The organism is Amycolatopsis sp. BJA-103 (assembly GCF_002849735.1).
GTDB lineage: Bacteria > Actinomycetota > Actinomycetes > Mycobacteriales > Pseudonocardiaceae > Amycolatopsis.
Map to the genome: position 1 here is coordinate 8,252,452 of NZ_CP017780.1, position 19,818 is coordinate 8,272,269.

21 protein-coding genes are annotated in these 19,818 nt (G+C 69.0%); 15 read left to right on the forward strand and 6 right to left on the reverse strand.

Annotated elements, in window-relative coordinates:
- Positions 1-129: 129 nt before the first annotated feature.
- A complete protein-coding gene (locus tag BKN51_RS37180; RefSeq protein ID WP_016330944.1) occupies positions 130-342 on the reverse strand; it encodes a BldC family transcriptional regulator in 213 nt (70 codons plus the stop codon).
- A gap of 266 nt (positions 343-608) precedes the next feature.
- Between BKN51_RS37180 and BKN51_RS37185 the strand changes: the two genes are divergently transcribed.
- Genes BKN51_RS37185 through BKN51_RS37195 form a run of 3 tightly spaced genes read left to right on the forward strand, consistent with a single transcriptional unit; the run spans position 609 to position 2,451 of the window.
- Entirely contained in the window at positions 609-1,082 is a 474-nt protein-coding gene (locus tag BKN51_RS37185) for an Lrp/AsnC family transcriptional regulator (RefSeq protein ID WP_168214478.1), read from the forward strand.
- 11 nt (positions 1,083-1,093) lie between these two features.
- Complete coding sequence (locus BKN51_RS37190) at positions 1,094-1,372, forward strand: DUF4229 domain-containing protein (RefSeq protein WP_101612032.1); 279 nt, start codon at positions 1,094-1,096, stop codon at positions 1,370-1,372.
- A complete protein-coding gene (locus BKN51_RS37195) occupies positions 1,369-2,451 on the forward strand; it encodes a PLP-dependent cysteine synthase family protein (protein ID WP_101612033.1) in 1,083 nt (360 codons plus the stop codon). The genes BKN51_RS37190 and BKN51_RS37195 overlap by 4 nt, the downstream gene beginning before the upstream one ends.
- Positions 2,452-2,849: 398 nt before the next feature.
- On the opposite strand, the gene BKN51_RS37200 is transcribed toward BKN51_RS37195, so the two are convergent.
- From BKN51_RS37200 to BKN51_RS37210, 4 genes are all read right to left on the reverse strand, one after another.
- Complete coding sequence (locus tag BKN51_RS37200; RefSeq protein ID WP_101612034.1) at positions 2,850-3,719, reverse strand: 1,4-dihydroxy-2-naphthoate polyprenyltransferase; 870 nt, start codon at positions 3,717-3,719, stop codon at positions 2,850-2,852.
- Positions 3,720-3,812: 93 nt separating this feature from the next.
- Complete coding sequence (locus tag BKN51_RS43690; RefSeq protein ID WP_168214479.1) at positions 3,813-3,971, reverse strand: hypothetical protein; 159 nt, start codon at positions 3,969-3,971, stop codon at positions 3,813-3,815.
- Positions 3,972-4,033: 62 nt separating this feature from the next.
- Positions 4,034-5,158 (reverse strand): o-succinylbenzoate--CoA ligase, encoded by a 1,125-nt coding sequence (gene menE / locus BKN51_RS37205; RefSeq protein WP_168214480.1) that lies wholly within the window; start codon positions 5,156-5,158, stop codon positions 4,034-4,036.
- Between the two features lie 53 nt (positions 5,159-5,211).
- Positions 5,212-6,135, reverse strand: a complete 924-nt coding sequence (locus BKN51_RS37210) for a 1,4-dihydroxy-2-naphthoyl-CoA synthase (protein ID WP_101612035.1) — start codon at positions 6,133-6,135, stop codon at positions 5,212-5,214.
- 57 nt (positions 6,136-6,192) lie between these two features.
- On the opposite strand from BKN51_RS37210, the gene menD reads away from it, so the two are divergent.
- The 5 genes from menD (at position 6,193) to BKN51_RS37235 (ending at position 12,106) form a co-directional block, all read left to right on the forward strand.
- Positions 6,193-7,869 (forward strand): 2-succinyl-5-enolpyruvyl-6-hydroxy-3-cyclohexene-1-carboxylic-acid synthase, encoded by a 1,677-nt coding sequence (gene menD / locus BKN51_RS37215; protein WP_168214481.1) that lies wholly within the window; start codon positions 6,193-6,195, stop codon positions 7,867-7,869.
- A gap of 109 nt (positions 7,870-7,978) precedes the next feature.
- Positions 7,979-9,499 carry a M1 family metallopeptidase gene (locus BKN51_RS37220; protein ID WP_101612037.1) on the forward strand — a complete coding sequence of 507 codons (1,521 nt, stop codon included), beginning with the start codon at positions 7,979-7,981 and terminating at the stop codon, positions 9,497-9,499.
- 22 nt (positions 9,500-9,521) lie between these two features.
- A complete protein-coding gene (locus BKN51_RS37225) occupies positions 9,522-9,992 on the forward strand; it encodes a DUF3592 domain-containing protein (RefSeq protein ID WP_101612038.1) in 471 nt (156 codons plus the stop codon).
- A 103-nt stretch (positions 9,993-10,095) separates the two neighbouring features.
- On the forward strand, positions 10,096-11,202 hold the full coding sequence (locus BKN51_RS37230; RefSeq protein ID WP_102906590.1) for a hypothetical protein: 1,107 nt from the start codon (positions 10,096-10,098) through the stop codon (positions 11,200-11,202).
- Between the two features lie 49 nt (positions 11,203-11,251).
- The gene (locus BKN51_RS37235; protein WP_101612040.1) at positions 11,252-12,106 is read left to right on the forward strand and encodes a hypothetical protein; all 855 of its coding nucleotides are present in this window, start codon (positions 11,252-11,254) and stop codon (positions 12,104-12,106) included.
- Between the two features lie 7 nt (positions 12,107-12,113).
- Here BKN51_RS37235 and BKN51_RS37240 read toward each other — a convergent pair whose 3' ends face one another.
- Positions 12,114-12,944 carry an inositol monophosphatase family protein gene (locus BKN51_RS37240; protein WP_101612041.1) on the reverse strand — a complete coding sequence of 277 codons (831 nt, stop codon included), beginning with the start codon at positions 12,942-12,944 and terminating at the stop codon, positions 12,114-12,116.
- Positions 12,945-13,055: 111 nt separating this feature from the next.
- Here BKN51_RS37240 and BKN51_RS37245 point away from each other — a divergent pair, with 111 nt between their 5' ends.
- The 7 genes from BKN51_RS37245 (at position 13,056) to BKN51_RS37275 (ending at position 19,818) form a co-directional block, all read left to right on the forward strand.
- On the forward strand, positions 13,056-14,174 hold the full coding sequence (locus BKN51_RS37245; RefSeq protein WP_199192950.1) for a glycosyltransferase family 4 protein: 1,119 nt from the start codon (positions 13,056-13,058) through the stop codon (positions 14,172-14,174).
- 1 nt (position 14,175) lies between these two features.
- On the forward strand, positions 14,176-15,279 hold the full coding sequence (locus BKN51_RS37250; protein WP_101612043.1) for a glycosyltransferase family 4 protein: 1,104 nt from the start codon (positions 14,176-14,178) through the stop codon (positions 15,277-15,279).
- A 67-nt stretch (positions 15,280-15,346) separates the two neighbouring features.
- Positions 15,347-16,117: an AfsR/SARP family transcriptional regulator gene (locus tag BKN51_RS37255; protein ID WP_101612044.1), complete on the forward strand. Its 771-nt coding sequence runs from the start codon at positions 15,347-15,349 to the stop codon at positions 16,115-16,117.
- A gap of 68 nt (positions 16,118-16,185) precedes the next feature.
- Positions 16,186-16,938: a demethylmenaquinone methyltransferase gene (locus BKN51_RS37260; RefSeq protein WP_233223080.1), complete on the forward strand. Its 753-nt coding sequence runs from the start codon at positions 16,186-16,188 to the stop codon at positions 16,936-16,938.
- Positions 16,939-16,940: 2 nt separating this feature from the next.
- Positions 16,941-18,227: a geranylgeranyl reductase family protein gene (locus tag BKN51_RS37265; protein ID WP_101612045.1), complete on the forward strand. Its 1,287-nt coding sequence runs from the start codon at positions 16,941-16,943 to the stop codon at positions 18,225-18,227.
- 628 nt (positions 18,228-18,855) lie between these two features.
- Entirely contained in the window at positions 18,856-19,263 is a 408-nt protein-coding gene (locus BKN51_RS37270) for an NADH-quinone oxidoreductase subunit A (RefSeq protein ID WP_076164505.1), read from the forward strand.
- Positions 19,264-19,269: 6 nt separating this feature from the next.
- Positions 19,270-19,818, forward strand: a complete 549-nt coding sequence (locus BKN51_RS37275; RefSeq protein WP_005151847.1) for a NuoB/complex I 20 kDa subunit family protein — start codon at positions 19,270-19,272, stop codon at positions 19,816-19,818.

The window sequence follows — 19,818 nt, forward strand, 5'->3', positions numbered from 1 at the left end:
GAGGACGTTGCTCAGTCCCACGAGGCTAGCCTCTTTGCCGCGCGCGGGGGGACTCACGGATACCCCAATGTGACGAAGGGCCATTACGAACCCTTCGTCACCGGAGTCCCGTTTGGGAGTAATGCGAGGTCAGACCTTGCGAGTGGGCTCGCTGGCGTCGGTGGTCAGCTCGGCGAGGAGCTCGTTCACTTCGGCCTCACGGAACCGACGGTGCCCGCCGGGCGTGCGGATCGAGCCGATCCGGCCCGCGGTCGCCCATCGGGTCACGGTCTTGGGGTCAACCCGGAACAGGGCCGCCACTTCACCGGGGGTGAGCAACCTTCCGCCCATGGTCGCGGTCATTTTCCGCCTCCTTCACGGCTCAACTGCTAAACCGGCTCCACTGCCAAAACCGAGAGAGGCCTTGTGTCCGTCGAGCTCGGGTAGCCAACACGGCAATCGTTGCATCTCACCCGTCAGGTACTCGAACGGTTGTCCAACAGTAAAGAGCCCTTAAAGGTCAAAACCGACAACCGCGACATGTGTGGCCGGACCCCGCGGTCTTGTCACGGATGTACGAAAACGCGCCCTGGTCATGCGAATCGGGCCATGGGACCTAAGGTGTAGCGGTGGACCAGGTGGATCGGAAGATCATCGCGGCATTGCGGGAGAACGGCCGGGCTACCTACGCCGACCTCGGCCGGTCTGTCGGGCTCTCGGCTTCATCAGTGCACGAGCGGGTCGGCAAACTCGAGGCCGCCGGCGTGATCACCGGCTACCACGCCATGGTCGATCCCAGCACGGTCGGACTCGGGGTGACGGCGCTGGTCGGCATCCACCCCACCGACACCGCGACCGACGAAGACGTCGCGGCCGCACTGGGGGCACTGGACGAGGTCGAAAGCTGCTACGCCGTCGCGGGTGACGAGGCTTTCGTGGTCAAGGTGCGCGTGGCGACCGTCGACGATCTGGAGCGGTCGCTCAACCGGCTGCGGCGGATCCCCGGCGTCGGCCGGACGAACACCACCGTCGTGCTCTCCACCCGCTTCGAAGGGCGGCCCAACAACGCGGGCCTGGACGACGTGCAGAACGGCAACGCGTAGCCTCCGTTGATGTGAGCGATAATCACCTGCCCCGTGACTTGACGCTGTACGTGCTGGCCAGGTTCCTTCTGGTCGGGGTCATCGGCGGCGGGTTGCTGCTGGTCAACGTCCCGCTGCTGGTCGCGCTGCTGATCGGCCTGGTCGTGGGCCTGCCGCTGGGCCTGCTGCTGTTCCGCCCGCTGAACGCGCGCGTGACGGCCGGGCTCGCCCGCCGCAACGAGAAGCGCGCTCGCGCTCGTGCCGAACTGCGCTCCCAGCTCCGCGGCGACCGGGCGGACGGGGCAGCGTGAGCAGGCTCCACAGCCGCAGCTGGGTCCGCGAAGCCGTCCGCATCATCGAGGCCGACGCGAACCGCAGCGCCGACACGCACCTGCACGTCTTCCCGCTGCCCGCCGACTGGGGCATCGACCTGTACTTGAAGGACGAGTCCGTCCACCCGACAGGCTCGCTCAAGCACCGGCTCGCGCGTTCGCTCTTCCTGTACGGCCTGGTGAACGGCCAGATCGGGCAGGACACCGTGCTCGTCGAGGCGTCCAGCGGCTCGACCGCAGTTTCGGAGGCCTACTTCGCGCGGATGCTCGGGCTGCGGTTCATCACCGTGGTGCCGCGCAGCACCTCGCCGGAGAAGATCGCGCTCATCGAGTTCTACGGCGGCGAGTGCCACTACGTCGACCGCGCGCCGGACATGTACCCGGAGGCGGAGCGGCTCGCTTCGGAGTGCAACGGCCACTACCTCGACCAGTTCACCTACGCCGAGCGCGCGACGGACTGGCGCGGCAACAACAACATCGCCGAATCGGTGTACGCGCAGATGCAGTCCGAGCGGCACCCCGTGCCGACGTGGATCGTGGTCGGCGCCGGGACCGGCGGCACGAGCGCGACCTTCGGCCGCTACGTGCGCTACAAGCGGCACACCACGAAGATCGCCGTCGTCGACCCGGAGAACTCGTCGTTCTTCGGCGCCTGGGAAACCGGCGCGCTCGACTACGCGACCGGGATGCCTTCGCGGATCGAGGGGATCGGACGGCCGCGCGTCGAGCCTTCGTTCGTGCCCGGCGTGATCGACGAGATGTTCCAGGTGCCGGACGCCGGCTCGCTGGCGGCCATCCGCGTGCTGCGCGAGCGGACCGGGCACTGGGCGGGCGGCTCGACCGGGACGAACCTCTTCGGCGCGTTCACCCTGATCTCGCGGATGATCTCGGAAGGCCAGGCGGGCAGCATCGTCACGCTGCTGTGCGACGGCGGCGAGCGGTACGCGAACACGTACTACGACGACGAGTGGCTGGCGCGGAGGAACATCGACATCGCGCCTTATCTGGAGAAGTACCAGGAGTTCCTGGTGAGCGGGAAGCTCGCTCCGGAGGTCTAGGGGCTCGTGAGTGGTCGCTGGCCGGGGCACGTCAGCCGGTTCGGGGTGTCGCGAAAGCCACTTTCGCGACGTCTGATGTCCCGAAAGTGGCTTTCGCGACACTCACGGACCCGAATCGCCACTCAAAACCCGGGCTTTACCTCAAGATCGCGGGATCGCCAAAGGAGCGAGGGACCTTTGCTATCGCCTGGGCCACCGGTAGTGGGCGCCGCCTCCGGCGAGACCCACGGATAGTGGGTCGAAGCGGGAAACCCAAGGCATGAACGGTCCGTTCACGCCTCCTCGCCCACCCGAGCCCGACGTGGGCTGAAGGGCCCTTTCCCCGCATCAGATGCAGCGAAGGGGCCCTTCGCCGCGTCGCACTCGGTGAAGGGCCCCTTCAGCCCACTAAAGAGACGTCAGAGCGCGAGAGCGACCGCGGTCAGGATCGCCCATCCCAGCATGGCGAACCCGGTGTCGCGCAGCGCCGGGATCAGCGCCCGTCCCTGCTGTCCGCCGCCGACGGCCTTGACCGACTTCAGCAGCAGCGGCGCGGTCAGCAAGCCCAGCAGCGCCCACGGTGTCACGAAGGCGAGCAGCACGCTCACGACGTACGGCACCGCGATCAGCACCAGGTAAAGCCGCCGCGTGCCCTTGTCACCGAGCCGGGTGGCGAGCGTGCGCTTGCCGGACTCGATGTCGGTCGGGATGTCGCGGAGGTTGTTGGCCGTCAGCACGCCGGTCGAGAACGACCCGACGGCGACCGCACAGCCGAACGCAGTCCAGCTGAGCTGTCCGGCTTGGACGTACACCGTGCCCAGCACGCCGGCCAGCCCGAAGAAGACGAAGACCGCGATCTCGCCGAAACCGTAGTAGCCGTAAGGCTTCTTGCCGCCGGTGTAGAACCAGGCGCCGAGGATGCAGACCGCGCCCATCGCCAGCAACCACCACAGTCCGCTGATCGCGACGAGCACGAGCCCGAGGAATCCGGCGAGCCCGAGGGACACGAGAGCGGCCGTCAGGACGGCTTTCGGCTTCGCGACCCCGGAGCCGACCAGCCGCAGCGGGCCGACGCGGTTCTCGTCGGTGCCGCGGATGCCGTCGGAGTAGTCGTTGGCGTAGTTGACGCCGATGATCAGGGCCAGTGAGACCAGCAGCGCGAGGAGCGACCGGGACCAGGAGAAGCCGTCGAGCGCGACCGCCGCGCCGACTCCGGCGACCACCGGCGCCACCGCGTTGGGCAGCGTCCGCGGGCGCGCCCCTTCGATCCATTCACCAGCAGTCGCCATTCCGCCATTCTGGCCCTGGCGACTACCCGCCGGTATGCGGGGCTCGTCACCTGCTCGCGGTGCCGAGCCACCGCGAGCAGGGGACGAATCGTGCTACTTCAGATCCTTGATCGTGTCTTCGAGCGTCCAGGTGAGTGTGCCGCTGTTCGGAACGGCGGTTTCCGGTTCGTCCGCCAGCGCGGGCCCGGCCAAAGCGACCAGTCCCATCGTGACGGCGGTGCAGGCCAATACTGTGCGTGTCCAGCGCGTCATGGTTAGACGTAAACCCGCGGGTAATGATCCTGTCAACTACGTCCCGGTAATCGGTGGAGAATTCACGACCTTCGTAGGAGATTCCGGACGGCCGTCCTGTCGACCTTTCCGGGGCCCCGCAACGGTAGTTCTTCCGTGAATTCGACCCGCTTCGGAGCGGCCGCCGCACCGGCCTCTTCGCGGCACGCGGCACGCAGGGAATCGACGTCGCAACCAGCGCCGACGACGAGCGCGACGACGGCTTCGCCCCACTCGGGGTCAGGCACTCCGACCACGCACGCGTCCCGGATTCCGGGCTGTGCGGTCAAGATCCGTTCGACGGCCGCGGCGGCCACCTTCACCCCGCCGGTGTTGATCATGTCGTCGGCCCGGCCGAGGACCTCCAGCCGTCCATCCGGTGACCAACGGCCGCGATCGGAGGTGCGGAACCGGCCTCCCTCGAAGGCCTCCGAAGTCAGGTCAGGTCGCAGTCGGTAGCCGTGCGCGAGGATCTCACCCGTGATACAGACCCGCTCGTCTTCGAGTTCGACGTGTACTCCATCCAGCGGTACGCCGTCGTAGACGCAGCCACTTGCGGTCTCGCTCATGCCGTACGCGGGCACGATCTTCACGCCCGCTTCGGCCGCGCGCTCGCGGAGTTCCGCGGTGGTCGCCGCGGCGCCGACGATGATCGCGTCGAACGCGCGGGCCGCTGCCAGTCCCGACCCCGCGTCGTCCAGCAGCCGCCCGAGCTGAGTCGGCACGAGCGCGGTGTAGCGCGGCCCCTCCAGCGCCAGGAGCGGTGCGGCGGCTTCGGCGAAGTCGTCCGGACGGAACCCGGGGGCGTGCAGCACGGCGGGTGTCGTCCCGGCCAGGAGCGAGCGGACCAGCACCTGCAGCCCGCCGATGTACTGCGCCGGCGTCGCGAGCAGCCAGTGCCCCGGCCCGCCGAGCCGCGCGTGGGTCGCCCGCGCCGACGCGGCCAGCGCGGCAGCCGAGAGCAGGACACCCTTGGGCTCGCCGGTGGACCCCGAGGTGGCGATGATCACGGCCGTCCCGGGCTCGGCCGGGCGTGTCGGCTCCATCGCGTCCCGCAAGGCCTCCGACGCGTAGGGGAGGACGGCCGGGCCGCCGCCGAGCGCCTCGGCCAGTGCCGAGGTCAGCTCGGTGATCGACTCCGGACTCCCGTCCACCCCTACTGTGCGCATCCCGCCAGCCTAGGCCCGCGCCCACAGATCGCGTTTAGCCCGCTAAACGCAGGTCAGTAGTAGTACGGGAAGGCCGACCAGTCGGGGTCTCGCTTCTCCAGGAAGGCGTCCCGGCCTTCGACCGCCTCGTCCTGCATGTACGCGAGCCGAGTGGTCTCTCCGGCGAAGAGCTGCTGGCCGACCAGGCCGTCGTCGGTGAGGTTGAACGCGTACTTGAGCATCCGCTGCGCCGTCGGCGACTTGCCGTTGATCGCCCACGCCCAGTCCAGCGCCTCGGCCTCGAGCTCCGCGTGCGGGACGGCGGAGTTGACCGCGCCCATCGCCTGCATCTGCTCGGCCGTGTACTCGCGCCCGAGGAAGAAGATCTCCCGCGCGAACTTCTGCCCGACCTGCTTGGCCAGGTACGCCGAGCCGTAGCCGCCGTCGAACGAGCCGACGTCGGCGTCGGTCTGCTTGAACCGCGCGTGCTCGGCGGAGGCGAGCGTGAGGTCGCACACCACGTGCAGCGAGTGCCCGCCGCCCGCGGCCCACCCCGGGACCACCGCGATGACCACCTTCGGCATGAACCGGATCAGCCGTTGGACCTCGAGAATGTGCAGCCGTCCGGCCCTGGCCGGATCGATCGTGTCGGAGGTCTCCCCATCCGCGTACTGATACCCGGAGCGTCCGCGAATACGCTGGTCACCACCGGAACAAAACGCCCAGCCGCCGTCCTTCGGCGACGGGCCGTTGCCGGTGAGCAGGACGCAGCCGACGTCCGAGCTCATCCGCGCGTGGTCGAGCGCGCGGTACAGCTCGTCGACGGTGTGCGGACGGAAGGCGTTGCGGACCTCGGGACGGTCGAACGCGATGCGCACGACACGTTTGCCTGAGCGGCTCTCAGAGGAGCGGTGATAGGTGATGTCGGTGAAGTCGAAACCTTCGACTTCCGTCCACGAGGCGGGGTCGAACAGCTCGGAAACCTGGGCGTCATCCACGTTTGGGAGAATAGGACGTGTGGCCGTGAGTCGTAGTGTGAAACCCGAGGTCTGCCGGTGAACCCTTCCACCGCGCAGGCAAGGGTCATCGTCGACGAACTCGTCCGCAACACCGTCTCCCACGTCGTCCTCTGCCCGGGTTCCCGGAACGCCCCGCTGTCGATCGCGCTCTACGACGCGGCGGCCGCCGGACGTCTCCAGCTGCACGTCCGCATCGACGAACGCGGCGCCGCCTTCCTCGCCCTCGGCATCGCCGCGCGCACCGGCCGCCCGGTCGCCGTGCTGTGCACCTCGGGCACCGCGGCCGCGAACTTCCACCCCGCCGTGCTGGAGGCCGACCGCGCGGGCGTCCCGTTGATCGTGCTGACCGCCGATCGCCCGCCCGAGCTGCGGGCCGCCGGGGCGAGCCAGGTCATCGACCAGCACCAGCTCTACGGCAACGCCATCCGCTACTTCGACGAGCTCGCCGTCGCCGAACGCCGTGCCGGGCAGAACTCGTACTGGCGCGGCCAGATCTGCCGCGCCTGGAACGCCGCGTACGGCGAGTGGCGCTGCGGGCCGGTGCACCTGAACATCCCGTTCCGCGAGCCGCTCGTACCGGACATCGACGATGACGGCGAGTGGTACGAGTCACTCGAAGGGCGCCCCGACGGCGCCCGCTGGACCGAGCTCCCCGACTTCGGCGCGCTTCCCTCGTTCGTGGTGCCCTCGGCCCGTCACGGTCTGGTCATCGCGTGCGACACCGGCGTGCAGGCCGCCAGCGAATGGGCCGAGCTGCACGGCTGGCCGGTCGTCTCCGAGACCGGTGGCATCGGGCTGGCCGGAGCGACGGCGATCTCGTCCGGCGCGTGGCTGCTCGGCGTCGAGGAGTTCATCTCGCGGCACAAGCCCGAGCAGGTGCTCTGCATCGGCCGTCCGACGGTGTTCCGGCAGGTCCAGCGGGTCCTGTCCGATCCGGACGTCGAGGTGCTGCTGGTCCGGCCCGATTCGGACTGGCCCGCGCCCGCGCACAACGTCCGGCAGGTCGGCCAGTGGTTCGACGAACCGACCAAACCGGCCGATCCGGAGTGGCTCGCCAGCTGGCAGCGCGCGGACAAGGCGGCGTCGTCGGCGGTGGCCGAGGTGCTCGCCGACGAACCGTGGCCGAGCGGGCTGCGCCTGGCCACCGAGCTGGTCGACGCGGTCCCGGAGGGATCACTGCTGGTCGTCGGCTCGTCCAACCCGACCCGCGACGTCGCGCTCGCCGGACGGCTGCGGCCCGACGTCCTCGTGCACCGCAACCGCGGCGTCGCCGGGATCGACGGCATGGTCTCGACCGCGATCGGCGCCGCGACCGTCCACAGGGGACATTCGTACGCCCTGCTCGGCGACTTGACGTTCCTGCACGACGCGAGCGGCCTGCTGACCGGGCCCGCCGAACAGCGCCCCGACCTGACGATCGTGGTCCTCAACGACGACGGCGGCGGCATCTTCTCGCTGCTGGAGCAAGGCGCGCCCGAGCACAACGCCAGCTTCGAGCGGGTGTTCGGGACGCCGCACGGCGCCGATCTCGGTGCCCTGTGCGCCGGCTACCGCGTCCCGCACGTCGTCGCCGAGACGCTCACCGAGTTCCGGGCCGCGCTGAAGCCCGCGCCGGGTCTGCGGGTGGTGGAGGTCCGGGTGGACCGAACGCGCCATCGCGAGCTGCACGGGCGCCTCCGTACGGCGGTTTCGTCCGCGGTGCGGGCTGTCTAGCCGATTTCCGTCTCAGTCCAGAGGGTAGGAACCCCTCCTTCGGACGTGTCTGCGTGGTGATCATCTGGCTACGTTCGAGCGCGCTGACAAATCCTGGGAGGGATTCGCAATGCGCTTGAAGACTCGCGCCGGCTTCGCCGGACTGACCGCGGGCGTCGTCTCGGTGCTGCTCGTGGGCTCCGCGGCCGCCGCACCCGCGCCTGGCTCGATCGGCGTCGGTGACCCGTACTACCCGCACGCCGGGAACGGCGGCTACGACGTCGGGCACTACGACCTCAGACTGACCTACCAGCCCTCGACCGACCTGCTGTCCGGGGCCACGACGATCCTGCTCACCGCGACGCAGGACCTGTCGCGGTTCAACCTCGACTTCGGCCTCAAGGTGTCGAGCGTCCGGGTCAACAACCGGCCCGCGCAGTTCGCGACGTCGACCGACGGCACCGGTGAGCTGACCGTCACGCCGTCGACGCCGCTGAAGAAGGGCCAGACGGCGACCGTCGTCGTGGCCTACGCGGACACGCCGTCGAAGGTGAAGATCGACGGCTTCACCGCCTGGAAGAAGACCCCGGACGGCGCGCTGGCCGTCGACGAGCCGCAGAGCGCGGCCTGGTGGTTCCCGTCCAACGACCACCCGACCGATCTGGCCACCTACGACATCTCGGTCGAGGTCCCGAACGACGTCGCCGCGCTGTCGAACGGCACCCTCGTGCGCAAGACGGTGCAGCGGCCGGGCTGGACGCGCTGGAACTGGCGCAGCACCAAACCGCAGGCGACGTATCTCACGTCGCTCGAAGTCGGCAAGTTCGAGGTGAACGAGCAGACCACGCCGGACGGCAAGCCGTTCATCACCGCCTACGGCGCGGACCTCGGCGAATCGCTCGGCGCGGCCAAGGCCAGCATCGAGCGGACGCCGGAGATCACCGAGGTGCTCGCCTCGAAGTTCGGGCCTTACCCGTTCGAGGCGCAAGGCGGCGTCGTCACCACCGGCATCACCTTCGCGCTGGAGAACCAGACGCGTCCGGTGTACGGCGCGCGGGCCTTCCGGTCCGGCTCCAACACCTCGATCGTCGCGCACGAGCAGGCGCACCAGTGGTTCGGCGACAACGTGACGCTCGGCAAGTGGAGCGACATCTGGCTGAACGAGGGCTTCGCCTCCTACGGCGAGTTCCTGTGGTCGGAGGAGACCGGCGAGGGCACCGCGGACGAACTCGCCCAGTACATCTACGACTCGGCCCCGGCCGAGGACCCGTTCTGGCAGGTCCTGCCCGCCGACCCCGGTGAGCCGAACCAGTTCCACGCGGCCGTCTACGACCGCGGCGCGCTCGCGGTGCACGCGTTGCGCAAGGCTGTGGGCGACGACACGTTCTTCCGGATCCTGCAGACCTGGCAGCAGGTCAAGAAGGGCAAGTCGGCGGTGATCCCGGAGTTCATCGCGCTCGCGGAGAGGATCTCGGGCAAGCCGCTGTACGACCTGTTCCAGACCTGGCTCTACACCAAGGGCAAGCCGTCGGTGAGTCCTAACGGGACCCCGGCTTCGGCACTTCGGGCTGCCACGGCCCCGGTCGCGCCGAAGTCCTACCCGCAGATCAAGGCGACGCACGAATTCCTCGGCGAGCGACACGCCCACTGACGGGTAGCGCTACGCTCGCGGCGTGACGGCCAAAGCGGAGCGGGTGAGGCGCATCGGGTGGTATGCCGCCCTCGTTGTCGCCTCACTCGTCACCGTGCTCGGCGTCTCGCTGCTGTTCGCCGCGTTCCGCAACGACAGCGCGATCGAAGCCGAACTCGGCCAGGCCACCGCGCAGGTCGAGTCGGTGACGTTCGACCGCACGATCATCAACTACGCCACCCCCGACGGCATCGTGCACAGCCCGGCCAACGGTGTCCTCTACCCGGCCGGGCTGGCCGCCGGGCAGCTCGTGAACATCGAGTACGACGTCGGCGACCCGGAACTCGCGCGGGTGGCCGGGCGCTCGGCGGCGAACACGCTGCTGCCGCTGGGCAGCATGATCTTCTTCACCTGGCTGGTCGCCGGGCCACTGCTGTGGTGGATCCGGCGGCAGCGGCTGGCTCACCGGCGCTCGCTCGCGGAAGCCATTCCGGCTCCGGAACACGCCGCCTGATCGGGAAAACTTTCCCCAGAGCAAGACTTTCCCCATCGGGGAAAGTTGGCTTTTGGGGAAAGTTTTGTTGACTCTGCGTGTTCGGTCGTGACACGATCGACAGATGTCCAGTTCTGAACCATCGCTGCTTTCCCAAGCCCTCGAACGGCTGGGGAAGGTGCTGGGTGACGGCTGGGCTCTCGACTCGCTTCAATCCGGGGACGCGGCCTTCGACGCTCGAGTGATGGTGACACCGCCTGACGGGTCGTTCTCGGCGGAGCTCTTGATCGTCGTCAAACAGGCCGTCACGCCGCGCGATGTCACCAGTCAGCTCGGGCTCGTGCGTGAAATCCTCAACAGATCCGAGCCTCAGCCCGTGCTCCTCCTCGTGGCGCCTTGGATCAGCCCGCGTACCCAGCAAGAGCTGCGTGATCGAGAAATCGGCTACCTGGACCTGACCGGGAACGTTTCTCTTTCAGTGCCCCGGCCGGCCATTCGACTCCTCCTGCAGGGAGCCGCCAAGCCGCCTCAGGCGGGTCTTGGAGCTCCTGAAGGCAAAAGCGTCACCCTGCGAGGGCCGAGAGCAGGGAGGCTCACGCGGTTCTTGACGGATTTCGCGCCCCCGTATCGGGCGAAGGACATCGCTGACGCCACTGGTGTGAGCCTGGGCTGGGTTTCCCGCTTGCTCAAGAACCTGGAAGACCGGCTCCTCGTCACGCGGGACGGTCGAGTGGTCGTCGATGTCGACGGGCAGGGGCTGCTCCGCGCCAGGTCCGAGGTCTACGACGTCCTGACCGACAATCAGCCTTCCGGCATGGTCGCGGTCGACGGGATCGACGAGGTGATCAAGCGTCTGGCGGCCCTTCCCGATGCTGACGGCGGAGCACGGAAGGTCGCGGTGACCGGGAGCTACGCGGCACGAGCCGTCGCTCCACTCACGTCCGGTGGGCAACTGATGCTCTATGTGGACGACCCGGACAGCTGGGTCGACGAACTGGGACTTCTCCCTGTGGGCGAGCGAGCGGACGTGCTACTGCTCCAGCCGGGCGACCAGATCGTCTATGAGGGTCGGCGCCTGATCGATGGAGCCCCTCACGTCGCGCTGACGCAGGTCGTCCTGGACTGCCTCTCCGGTCCCGGTCGTATGCCCGCGGAGGGCGACGCGGTCCTGGAGTACCTGGTCGGCAAGGGGACTTGGCGCCGTACCACCACGTCTTCGGCAAACGACTGAAGTTTCATCGCTTTCGTCCATCAGCAGGAAGAATCCAGGAAGAGTCACTGTGTCCCGTATCCCCGACGGCGTGCGCGAAGACGAGCTCACCATCGTGGCACGAAGGGTGCTGTTGGATGGTCTCGTCGCTCTCGACCGCCACCTCGATGCCTTGACGGTCGTCGGTGCCCAAGCGGTGTACCTCAACACCGCCGAGGTCCGGCTTCCGGTCGCCGCCCACACCTCGGACGGGGATCTGGGAATCGACCCGGACTTGTTGGGCGATGCCCCCTTGCTCGAGGAAGCGCTCCGTGGCGCGGGTTTCGAACGCCTGCAGGACGCGCAGTCCGGCCTGTGGGCCCGGCGGCAGATGGTCGGTGAGGTATCAGCGCTGGTCGAGCTGGATCTGCTGATCGGCGAAACACTCGCCCAAGGGGGAAGGCGCAGTGTCAGGATCGAACCCCACGACAAAATGAGCGCACGTCGTGTTCCCGGACTGGAGACGGCCGTCGTCGATCGCGCGCCGATGACGATCGCCGCTTGGGAACCCGGGGACGAGCGGACCGTCACCGTGCACGTCGCGGGAGCGGCGGCTCTGCTGGTGGCCAAGGCTCACAAGATCCACGACCGGCTGGCTGATCGCGCGGCCAGACCGGACAGGCTGACGAACAAGGACGCCGCGGACGTCTACCGCTTGATGGTCGGAACGCGGGCGGCGGACATCGGCGCTCGTTTCGAGGAACTTCTCGTTCACCCGCGCGTCGGCGAAGTCACCGCCGTCGGGCTGGCCCGTCTCCGGCGGCAGTTCGGAGGTGCGGACACCGACGGTGTCCGCCTCGCGATCGACGCCTTGGCAGGCGCGGTTCCGGAGAACAGGATCCGCGCCGTGGCGCCTGCCTATTTGAGGGCTCTGCCAGTCGTCTGACCGTGCCTCAGCCGACCGACTCCTGCCACCACCCCAGTACCTCGTCGGCCACCCCCGGCGCCGCGACCAGCAGCGCGTCGACGGGCAGCGCCGAGCCTTCCCCGTGCCGGTCCAGCACCACGGCCCCCGCCTCGATGGCCAGCGCGACCGAGCCCGCGACGTCCCATTCGCGGTAGTTGTGCAGCACCGCCGCGGCCGCGTGTCCCAGCGCGACCTGCGCGATCGCCAGCGCCGCCGAGCCCAGCACCCGGACCCCGGCGTGCGCGGCGGCGGCCCGTTCGATGAAGTGGCCCATCCCGGGCCACACACCCTTGCGCGTGAGTTCCGTGCAGACGATCGCCCCGGCGACCCCGCAGCGGTCGGTCAGCGTGATCGGCTTGCCGTTCGCCCGGGCGCCGCGGCCGCGTGCGGCGGCGTAGATCTGGGCGCGGTACGGGTCCGCGACCACGCCCACCACCGGCCCCGAAGCGTCGATCAGGGCGAGGCTGTAGGCGCACCAGGGGACGCCGGCGACGTAGTTCGCGGTGCCGTCGACCGGGTCGACGACCCAGCGGTACTCGGCGACGTCGGCACCGTGGTCGGCGCCGAATTCACCACCGACGACGGGGATGCCGGGGAACTCCGCGGTCAGCACCCGGCGGGTGTGGCGTTCGAGGATCCGGTCCGTGTCGGTGACCCAGTCGAAGGGCGAGTCGTTCGGATCCGGCTGGGCGCCCCGGCCCGCGGTCGCGGTGATCACGTCGGTCGCGTCGTTGGCCAGCCGCCCGGCCACTTCGAGGGCCCTCGACAGCAACCCGGGCTCGACGGGTTGCGGCGGCCTTGACGACAGGAGGGTCATGCCTGCCTAGTGTGGCCGAAACTGGTTTCCGGAACACGACCTTGAGATGACATGTCGTCTGTTCCGTTTTTGTTGGCGTGGGCGTCACAACCGGATGCGACAGTGAGCATCGTGCGAGTCGCGATAGTCACCGAAAGTTTCCTGCCCCAGGTGAACGGCGTGACCAACTCCGTGCTCCGCGTCGTGGAACACCTCCGCGACCGCGCGCACGACGTGCTGATCATCGCCCCGGGACCGGGTCCCTCGGAGTACCTCGGCGCCCCGGTCGTGCGCATTCCCGCCCTCGACTTCCCCGGGGTGAACTCCCTCCCGGTCGGCGTGCCGACCAGGACGGTGCTCACCGCGCTGGCCGATTTCGGGCCGGACGTGGTGCATCTGGCGTCGCCGTTCGTGGTCGGCGCCCGCGGTCTCGCCGCGGCGAGACGGCTGCGGGTGCCGTGCGTCGCGGTGTACCAGACCGACATCGCCGGTTTCGCCTCCGCGTACGGCTTCGGTCTCGCCGCCCGCGCGGCCTGGCGCTGGGTGCGACGGCTGCACTCGCGGGCCGACCGCACGCTCGCGCCCTCGTCGGATTCGGTGGAACAGCTGAGACTGCACGGGATCCCGCGGGTGCACCGCTGGGCGCGTGGCGTCGACATCGAGCGGTTCTCGCCGGTCCACGCCGATCCCGCGTTGCGGGCCGAGCTGGCGCCGAACGGTGAACTGCTGGTCGGTTTCGTCGGCAGGCTCGCGCCCGAAAAGGAGGTCGAGCGGCTGACCGCGCTCGCCGGGGTCGACGGGATCCGCGTGGTCGTCGTCGGCGACGGGCCGGAACTGCCGATGCTGCGCGAGCGGATCCCGGGGGCCGCGTTCCTGGGCGCCCGGTACGGCGAAGAGCTTTCCGCCGCGTACGCGAGTCTCGACGTCTTCGTCCACACAGGACCGCACGAGACGTTCTGCCAGGCCATTCAGGAGGCGATGGCCTCCGGGCTGCCGGTGCTGGCGCCGAACGCGGGCGGTCCGAAGGACCTGGTCCTGCCCGGTCGCACCGGCTACCTGCTGCCCGCCGACCGCGCCGGGTTCTCGTCGGCGCTGGTGGAGAAGGTGAACGACCTGCGTGACGACGCGCTGCGCGCCAGGCTGGGGGAGAAGGCGCGCAAGGTGGTGCTGAACCGGACCTGGCCCGCGGTCTGCCGGGAACTCGTCGGCCACTACGAGGCTGTTCAAGGCAAGATCGCTCGCGCGGCCTGAAATGCATATAGTCCAGCTGGCCAATTTCTACGGGCCACGCTCGGGCGGATTGCGGACGGCGCTCCATCATCTCGGCGCCGGGTACGTGGCGAGCGGTCATCAGGTGACCCTCGTCGTGCCCGGGCGGCGCTACGCGGACGAGACGCTGCCTTCCGGCGTCCGCCGGTTTTCCCTTCCGGCACCCCGGATCCCGGGTACGGGCGGCTATCGCGCGGTCGATCCGCACCGGGTGCGCGCGGTGCTGAACCGGCTGGAACCGGACAGGCTGGAGGTGTCCGACCGCCTCACGCTGCGCGGTATGGGCGGGTGGGCGCGGCGCCACGGCGTGCCCAGCATGGTGATCTCCCACGAGCGGCTCGACAGGCTGCTGGAGCAGTTCTTGATGCCGGAACCCGTCGCCCGGCGCGTCGCCGACGTCGCTAACCGGCGGATGGCGCGGCACTACGACACGGTGGTCTGCACGACGGCGTTCGCCCGTGCGGAGTTCGACCGGATCGCCGCGCCGAACGTGCGCCGCGTCCCGCTCGGTGTCGACCTCACGACGTTCGCCCCGGCCCGGCGCGACGACGGCTGGCGGCACACGCTGTCCGGCGACGCCGACGCACTGATCGTCCACTGTGGACGCTTGTCACCGGAGAAGCACGTCGAGCGCAGTGTGGACACGGTCGCCGAGCTGACCGAGGCCGGGCACCGGGTGCGGCTCGTGATCGCGGGCGACGGGCCCCGGCGGCGTGCGCTGGAACGGCGGGCGCGCGGGCTCCCGGTGACCTTCCTCGGCTTCCTCTCCGGACGCGGCGACGTCGCGCGCCTGCTGGCCAGCGCCGACGTCTCCCTCGCGCCCGGTCCACACGAGACGTTCGGGCTGGCCGCGCTGGAGGCGCTCGCTTCGGGGACGCCGGTGGTGGTCTCGGCGTCGTCGGCGCTGCGGGAGATCGTGCGCCCCGGCTGCGGCGAGGCCGTCGACGACCGGGCCCCGGCTTTCGCGGGGGCCGTCACCGGATTACTGGAGTGTCCCGAGGGGACCCGACGGGCGGCGGCGCGGGCACGGGCGGAGGAATTCGCCTGGCCACAGTCGGTTCAGGGGATGCTCTCCGTCCTCATTTGAGCTTTTGTATCCAATTTGTACAACCGGCATTCATCGTCCCCTCAGCCATCGAGCGAGAGGACGGCACGTGAGGTTCGAAGTACTGGGCACGTTCAGCATCTCTTCCGGTCCGAGGTCGATCCCGTTGCGCGGCCGGATGAGAAGAACGCTCCTCGGGGTTCTGCTGGTCCGGGCGAACACCTACGTGCCGGTGAACGTGCTCACCGAGGCCCTGTGGGACAGCCGGTGGGAGCCGCGCGCGGTGCCGAAGCTGCATTGGCACGTCCACAAGCTGCGGCAGGCCTTGCCCGAGGGGGACCGGCTCGGCTTCGACAACGGTGGCTACCGGCTGGAGGTCCACCCCGGCGAACTCGACGTCGAGACCTTCGAGACGCTGGGAAGCCAGGCGCTGAAGTCCGCGGACCCCGCGCAGCGCGCGTCACTGATCCGACAGGCCCTCACGCACTGGCATGGAGCGCCCTACGACGGCCTCGACGTCCCGCTGCTTTCGGACGAGACGATGCGCCTCTCGGAGCACCGCCTGGTCCTGCTCGAAGAGCTCTACCAGGCCGAACTGAGCCTCGGGCGGCACGCGAGCGCGGCCGTCGAGCTGGCGGATCTGGTGCGTCGGCACCCGTTGCGGCAGCGTGCCCAGTACCTCCTCATGGACGCTCTCTGGCGAGCCGGGCGCACCTCCGACGCCCTGGCGGCGTACCGGCGCGCGCGCCGGGTCTCGGTCGATCAGCTCGGCCTCGAACCGGGGCCGGAACTGCGGTTGCTGGAGCGGCGGATCCTCGCCGGCGAGGTCGCGGGGGCCGGTGCGCACCGTGCCCCGGCGTTGCTTCACCGGGCCAGGTGACCCTACGGCGCGCCGCTTTGCTCCTGCTTGGCCGACGTGTCTCAGAGAGGCCGGGTTAATGTTCGGGTATGTCCCGAGCGAGTCTTGACAAGGATCCGCACGAAGTCGCCGCCATGTTCGACGACGTCGCGGACGGCTACGACCGCGCGAATTCGTTCATGACCTTCGGCTTCGACCGCCGCTGGCGCACCACCACCGCACGGGTGCTGGACGCCAAACGCGGCGAGAAGGTGCTCGACCTCGCGGCGGGCACCGGCGTGTCCACCGTCGAGTACGCGCGCAACGGAGCCTGGTGCCTCGCCGCGGACTTCTCGGTCGGCATGCTCAAGGCGGGCAAGCACCGCGGCGTGCCGATGGTCGCCGCCGACGCGCTGAAGCTGCCGTTCGCCGACGACAGCTTCGACGCGGTGACCATCTCGCTCGCGCTGCGGAACTTCGTCGACACCAAGGCCGCCCTCACCGAGATCGCGCGCGTGGTCAAACCGGGTGGGCGCCTGGTCATCTGCGAAGTGTCGACGCCCACATTCCCGCCGATCCGGTTCCTGCACCGGACGTTCATCGCGAAGCTGCTCACCTGGGTCGGCAGCCGGACCTCGTCGAACCCCGAGGCCTACTCCTACCTGGCCGAATCCATGCTGGCGTGGCCGGATCAGCGCACGCTCGGCGAGATCATCGCGAGCGCCGGGTGGACCGAGGTGGAGTGGCTGAACCTCACGTTCGGCGTCGTCGCCATCCACCGCGCGAAGAAGCCCTCTGTAGCTCCGCCTTCCTCCCCACCGCCACCCTCAACGGACGAGCTTCGCTCGACTGTAGATTCGTAAGCATGACCCGTCGCAACGCAGACCACGACGCCGAAGTCATCGTCGTCGGTGCCGGACCGGCCGGCTCCACCGCCGCCACGTACCTCGCCCGCGCGGGCGTCGACGTGCTGCTGCTGGAGAAGACCGAGTTCCCGCGCGAGAAGGTGTGCGGCGACGGCCTGACCCCTCGCGGCGTCAAGCAGCTCATCGACCTCGGCATCGACACCAGCGAGGACGCGGGCTGGGTGCACAGCCGCGGCCTGCGCATCCTCACCGGCGAGCTGACGCTCGAACTCGACTGGCCGGACCTGACCAGCTACCCGCCGTACGGCGTTTCGCGTACTCGTCAGGACTTCGACGACCTGCTCGCGAAGACCGCGGTCAAGGCGGGCGCGCGGCTCTACGAGCGCACCACCGTCACCGGCGCGATCACCGGCCCGACCGGCCGCGTGATCGGCGTCGAGGCGAAGGTCGGCCCGGAGAAGACGCCGGTGAGCTACCGCGCTCCGCTGGTCCTGGCCTGCGACGGCGTCTCCGCGCGGCTCGCGCTGAGCGTCGGCATCCAGAAGAACGAGAAGCGCCCGATGGGCGTCGCGGTGCGGCAGTACTACAAGAGCCCGCGTCACGACGACCCGTTCATCGAGGGCCACCTGGAGCTGTGGGACCGCTCGGACCCGCGCGACCCGAAGCTGCTGCCCGGCTACGGCTGGGCGTTCCCGCTGGGCGACGGCACGGTGAACGTCGGCCTCGGCATGCTGTCGACGTCGGCCGCGTTCCGCAGCACCGACTACCGCGCGCTGCTGCGCCAGTGGCTCGACGGGACGCCCGAGGAATGGGGCTACCGCGAGGAGAACGCCATCGGCAAGGTCGGCGGCGCCGGTCTCCCGATGGGCTTCAACCGCACGCCGCACTACCGCGACGGCCTGCTGCTGCTCGGCGACGCGGGCGGCATGGTCAGCCCGTTCAACGGCGAGGGCATCTCGGCCGCGATGGAGTCCGCGCAGCTGGCGTCGGAGTTCGTCGTGCAGGCCTTGGCGCGGCGTGAGGGACCTTCGCGCGAGCGGGCGCTGGAGGGTTACCCGCGCGCCGTCGGGGAGCTGATGGGTGGCTACTACCGGCTCGGCAACGTGTTCGCGAAGCTGATCGGAAAGCCGAAGATCATGCACGCCGCGACGAAGTACGGACTGCGGATCAACTCGATCCTTCCGCTGGTCTACAAGGGACTTTCGGGCTGCTACGACGCCAAGGGCGGGGACGGCGTGGACCGTCTCATCGCCGCGCTGGCTCGGGCTACGCCCACTCCGCGCTGATGGCTCCGGGAACTCGCCGCTGAGCCGGGAAACGCCCTGCTGTCAGTGTCCCCAATGCCACATTGGGGACACTGAGCGTCTCCAATGTGGCATTGGGGGCGGCGGCTACCGGGCCGCTGGTGCTCACGGCTCGCCCACCCGCACCCTCGCTTCGTGAAGGACGCCATGCCCGCATCGCATGCGGTGAAGGCTCCTTTCACCCCGTCTGACGCGGGCAAAGTCCCCTTCAGCAGTACTCCGGGCAGTGGTATCGGTCACAGGACAGAACCGGTCAAAACCCGCATCGGAGTCGATCTTCGGAACGACGTCGCAGGTCACCGGTACCGCACGTCGGAAGTAACCGTACTGGCCGTGCGGCCAAGTTAGGGCAGCCTTATAGCACGGGGCCTAGGGACAAGAATGTGAGTCACGTCCTACACTCGCCCCATGCTTTGTGAATCGCTTCACATCCTCGACGGGAGGCTTGTGAACTATTTCACAAGCAAGGGGGCCGTCATGCACGGCCCGTAAGGGTTGCCTAACCCTCGGCGGTGTGACCCAGGTGACTTAGGGTGCCGACCGAGGGAAGCGGTGAACCCCGACTCGAAAACCGCAGCGGCGCGGAAAGGATGGCGAAAACCCCGTGCTGATGTTGCCCGTGCTGACCCAGGCCGGCACCCCCTCGGTGCCCAACCTGAACATGTACCTCCCCCTGGTCCTCCTGTTCGTCCTCGCTCTCGGATTCGCGGTGCTCTCGGTGCTGCTCGGCCCGCTCGTCGGCCCGAGCCGTCCCAACAGGGCGAAGACCGCGGCCTACGAATGCGGTATCGAACCGTCGCCGCAGCCGGTCGTCGGCGGCGGCCGGATGCCGGTCGCGTACTACATCACCGCGATGCTGTTCATCCTGTTCGACATCGAGATGGTCTTCCTCTACCCGTTCGCGGTCTCCGCGGACGCGCTGGGCATGTTCGGCCTGGTGGAGATCGTGCTGTTCATCGCGACGGTCGGTTTCGCGTACGCCTACGTATGGCGTCGCGGCGGCCTGGATTGGAACTAGAGAAGCATGGGCCTCGAAGAAAAACTCCCCAACGGCATCCTTCTCGCGAGTCTTGAAGGCCTGGTCAACTGGGCGCGCAAGAACTCGATGTGGCCTGCCACCTTCGGTCTCGCCTGCTGCGCGATCGAGATGATGACCGTCGGCGGTTCCCGGTACGACATCGCCCGCTTCGGCATGGAGCGCTTCAGCGCGACACCGCGCCAGGCGGACCTGATGATCGTCGCCGGCCGCGTCACGCAGAAGATGGCGCCGGTGCTCCGCCAGATCTACGACCAGATGGCCGAGCCCAAGTGGGTGCTGGCGATGGGCGTCTGCGCCTCGTCCGGCGGGATGTTCAACAACTACGCCGTGGTGCAGGGCGTCGACCACATCGTCCCGGTCGACATGTACCTCCCCGGCTGCCCGCCCCGCCCCGAGATGCTGCTCGACGCGATCCTGAAACTGCACGCCAAGATCCAGGACGAGCCGATCAACGCCCGTCGCGCCGCGATCCGCGCCGCGAGTGGTGAGCGCACCGAGCTGATCGCCTCCTCGATCAAGTACGCGAAGAAGTGA

Excerpts from the sequence above, each read along its gene's own strand:
- menE (WP_168214480.1), bottom strand. The coding sequence starts at position 5,158 with ATGCGCACAGTAGGGGTGGACGGGAGTCCGGAGTCGATCACCGAGCTG.
- BKN51_RS37270 (WP_076164505.1), top strand. The coding sequence starts at position 18,856 with ATGTTGCCCGTGCTGACCCAGGCCGGCACCCCCTCGGTGCCCAACCTG.
- BKN51_RS37275 (WP_005151847.1), top strand. The coding sequence starts at position 19,270 with ATGGGCCTCGAAGAAAAACTCCCCAACGGCATCCTTCTCGCGAGTCTT.
- BKN51_RS37250 (WP_101612043.1), top strand. The coding sequence starts at position 14,176 with ATGCATATAGTCCAGCTGGCCAATTTCTACGGGCCACGCTCGGGCGGA.
- BKN51_RS37260 (WP_233223080.1), top strand. The coding sequence starts at position 16,186 with ATGTCCCGAGCGAGTCTTGACAAGGATCCGCACGAAGTCGCCGCCATG.
- BKN51_RS37265 (WP_101612045.1), top strand. The coding sequence starts at position 16,941 with ATGACCCGTCGCAACGCAGACCACGACGCCGAAGTCATCGTCGTCGGT.
- BKN51_RS37220 (WP_101612037.1), top strand. The coding sequence starts at position 7,979 with ATGCGCTTGAAGACTCGCGCCGGCTTCGCCGGACTGACCGCGGGCGTC.
- BKN51_RS37180 (WP_016330944.1), bottom strand. The coding sequence starts at position 342 with ATGACCGCGACCATGGGCGGAAGGTTGCTCACCCCCGGTGAAGTGGCG.
- BKN51_RS43690 (WP_168214479.1), bottom strand. The coding sequence starts at position 3,971 with ATGACGCGCTGGACACGCACAGTATTGGCCTGCACCGCCGTCACGATG.
- BKN51_RS37230 (WP_102906590.1), top strand. The coding sequence starts at position 10,096 with ATGTCCAGTTCTGAACCATCGCTGCTTTCCCAAGCCCTCGAACGGCTG.
- BKN51_RS37240 (WP_101612041.1), bottom strand. The coding sequence starts at position 12,944 with ATGACCCTCCTGTCGTCAAGGCCGCCGCAACCCGTCGAGCCCGGGTTG.
- BKN51_RS37200 (WP_101612034.1), bottom strand. The coding sequence starts at position 3,719 with ATGGCGACTGCTGGTGAATGGATCGAAGGGGCGCGCCCGCGGACGCTG.